The sequence below is a fragment of the Paraburkholderia mimosarum LMG 23256 = NBRC 106338 genome, assembly GCF_000739815.1.
Lineage (GTDB): Bacteria > Pseudomonadota > Gammaproteobacteria > Burkholderiales > Burkholderiaceae > Paraburkholderia > Paraburkholderia mimosarum.
Map to the genome: position 1 here is coordinate 1 of NZ_BBJJ01000194.1, position 3,376 is coordinate 3,376.

Genomic DNA, 3,376 nt, shown 5'->3' on the forward strand with positions numbered 1-3,376 from the left:
AGAACCTGCAGGTGGGACGTGCAGGAGCGACAGATCCCGGTGATGTATATCCCCGACGAAACCGATCGATCGATATCAAAAAATCTTCAGGAGATGAAAATAAATTTAATATCTAGAAAACTCGTGATTGGTGATATTGTGATATTGATCCATATTCGAAACAGATTTGACTCGTTCAGGTTGACACTTGACGGTCGTCGGCACCGATGATGGCTCGTTGACCAACGCTTCGATTAGAAACTCTACTTTAGACATTCAGCGCCCCGCTGAGGGGCGCTGAATGTCTAAAGTAGAGTACATTGGAGGCAAACTTGGCCATTCTGGAGGGCGCGGCGAATCTGCGGGCCGCTGACCATGGAACACCCATCGATGCAAACGCGGCTGCCGACGGCAGCGCGCAGTACGGCACGATATCGGCCCGTCTCGACCGGCTTCCGGCCACGCGCGCCGTATGGAAGCTGATCTTGCTGCTCAGTCTCGGATTTTTCTTCGAACTGTACGATCTGCTCTTCACCGGTTATGTCGCACCGGGTCTGGTCAAAAGCGGCATTCTCACCTCGACCACGCCCGGCCTCTTCGGCACTTCGGGCGTGGCAAGCTTCATTGCCGCACTCTTTTGCGGGCTCTTCATCGGCACGGCCGCATGCGGCTTCCTTGCGGACCGCTTCGGGCGGCGAGCCATCTTCACATGGTCGCTGCTGTGGTACGTCGCGGCGAACACGGTCATGGCCTTCCAGGACACGGCGAGCGGCCTGAACCTCTGGCGTTTCGTCTCGGGACTCGGCATTGGCGTCGAACTCGTGACCATCGGCACGTACCTCTCGGAGCTTGCGCCCAAACACTTGCGCGGCAGGGCGTTCGCCGTGTGCCAGGCAATCGGCTTTTCGGCGGTGCCGGTCGTTGCGTTTCTTTCGTGGCTCCTGGTGCCGCGTGTGCCGTTTGGGCTCGATGGATGGCGCTGGGTCGTGCTGCTGGGCGGCATCAGCGCGCTCTTTGTCTGGTACTTCCGGCGCAATCTGCCCGAGAGTCCGCGTTGGCTCGCGAGTAAAGGCCGCACCGAAGAAGCCGCAGCGTTATTGGCGGACCTCGAAGCAAAGGTGGCGCGGCAATACGGTGCGCCGCTGCCTGCAGTCGGCCCAGCCGACCCGGTGCCGCGAAAAGCCGGTTTCGCGGACATGTGGAAGCCGCCGTACGGCAAACGCACCGTTATGCTCATCGTCTTCCATATCTTCCAGACGGTGGGCTTTTACGGCTTCGCGAACTGGGTGCCCACGCTGCTCGTGAAGCAGGGCATTACGGTCACGTCGAGCCTCATGTACACCACGGTGATCGGGCTCGCCGCGCCACTGGGTCCGCTGCTCGGCTACTGGATTGCCGACCGTTTCGAGCGCAAGCATGTGATTGGCGGCATGGCGGCAATCAATATCGTGAGCGGATTGTTGTTCAGCCAGGCTTCGGCGGCGGTGGCGATCGTGACGCTCGGCGTGCTGCTGACGCTCGCCGGGAACATCATTTCGTTTACCTATCACACGTACCAGCAGGAGCTTTACCCGACGGCCATCCGCGCGCGCGCCGTGGGCTTCGTCTATTCGTGGAGCCGGCTCTCGGCGGTATTCAGTTCCTTCGTCATCGCCTTTACGCTCAAGGCGTTCGGCGTGACTGGCGTGTTCGTTTTCATCGCGGGGGCAATGGCGCTCGTCACGGTGTCCATCGGGTTGATGGGGCCCCGGACGCTCGGCAAGTCGCTGGAGAGCATTTCGCATTGAGCGGCTCTCGCTCTCTATCCAGAGCATGTTTACGCAATTTTTCCGCAAGAGCTATCGCGACACTACCGTTATTCGCGATCTCGAGAATTTATGCATGCCTTGGCCACAACAAGTCGCATTTACGCGGCTTGATCAGCGTAGCCTTAACCCAAACTAAGGGAGGAATTTTCCGTGGCATCAAAGAAGATATTAATTCTGCTCATAGCTTCTTGGTTGGACGCTTATAACGGCCCCATCAGCGCGCAGACGCTTAACACCCAGTTCTTGGGTTGGATCGGCAAAAGCCAGCACGGCTACTCCTTGGATGGATCGGACTGGCACTATTGTTTCGGTGGCTCTGGAGGAAGCTGTGGAACCGTGGCGTTAACGACAGGCCATTCGTCATGCCACACCACCAGCTTTAACATCGGTGCGCAGTGGGGAATCCCGATAAAAATCGGCGACATGGCGATCGACGGCGGGTTCAATAAGTCATGGACTGCATGCAATATTCGTAGCGAAACGGTCACTTGTGGCCCTAACCCGGGCTGGAAGGGCCGCGCAGTCATCAACTTCAGCGAACGATGGGGGAAAGTCCACGTGATCGGGGCGGATAACTACCTCACCTTGCAGTCAAGCTGTCCAGCGGGATGGCGTTCCGATTGGATGGGGGGGAGAGTTGGCGTTGCACATACGTCGGTGGCGCATATGATCGTGAAGGATATTTGCCAGAGTGGCGTGGCAGTAGCTGCAACTATCGGCGCATTTAGTCACTCAGATCGCCATTCGCCTCGTTCATTGGCTTGAGACAGCGGAGTGTCTTTGGTATCGCCACGATACCGCCAAGAGCGAGGCGTGCACTGTGTCAGACGGCTGACGTTCCTTATCTACGAAGAAAGCTTATGTCCTTCAATATAAATTTATCTTCACGGCGTCGAGTCCATCTAGCCATCGTTGGATGCTTGCTGATGGTGGTGGCAGGGTACCTCTTATTTCTCGCCGCGCCCACGGTAGGTTCGGAGCAAGCGAAGCGCGCATACAAGCCCACAGACTTTAGGTCTTCCGAAGCCACCGCGACAAGCAGCAGAGAGGGAATTGCGTGGCCCGATGGCATTAATGCCGGCGGGAGTTTGGCCACCGACGACAAGCCCTCCGGAGCGGCATCCAATGATACACCTGTACAAATTGACGCGAGCCTTCGTGCGATCTTTCAGAAGATCGTGAATCGCGGCGACATGTCTCAGAATGAGCTGGATGAGTTTCGGGCTCGGCTGCAGATTGCTTTGGAAAATGGCCCCGAGGTCGCAAAGCTTGTGACTCAGTTCTATCACGACATGCCTGCCGAACAGGGCATGGAGCGAGACATTCTTCGATCCATCCTGGTTGATTCTGCAATTGGCAGAGACATAGTCTTGCAAGAAGCGAATGCCATTTGGGAGGGCAGAAACGAATCCAAATATGCCGAGATGTATGAGACTTACTTCAACATGCCAAGTCAAACGCCTCAAGAGGTCTTCAGTAAGGCGCTGAGCGATTTGAGGAGCGATGCCACGACCGATGAGAGGACCGCTGTCGCGCGACTGAATCTCATCGGCACTCTTGAGGAACGAAGCATTCCCGATGTCGCGAAC

Annotated in this window: 3 protein-coding genes; all 3 read left to right on the forward strand. The window is 57.0% G+C overall.

All coding sequences use genetic code 11. The annotated features are described in order from the left end of the window. The first annotated feature begins 311 nt into the window (after positions 1-311). Positions 312-1,766, forward strand: coding sequence for an MFS transporter (locus BMI01S_RS36425; protein WP_042292992.1), 1,455 nt, complete (start codon positions 312-314; stop codon positions 1,764-1,766). Between the two features lie 171 nt (positions 1,767-1,937). Next, the gene (locus tag BMI01S_RS41645) at positions 1,938-2,552 is read left to right on the forward strand and encodes a hypothetical protein (protein ID WP_156123908.1); all 615 of its coding nucleotides are present in this window, start codon (positions 1,938-1,940) and stop codon (positions 2,550-2,552) included. Positions 2,553-2,713: 161 nt separating this feature from the next. Continuing rightward, positions 2,714-3,376: hypothetical protein (locus BMI01S_RS36430; protein ID WP_042292995.1), on the forward strand; the 663-nt coding region annotated here is incomplete at its 3' end.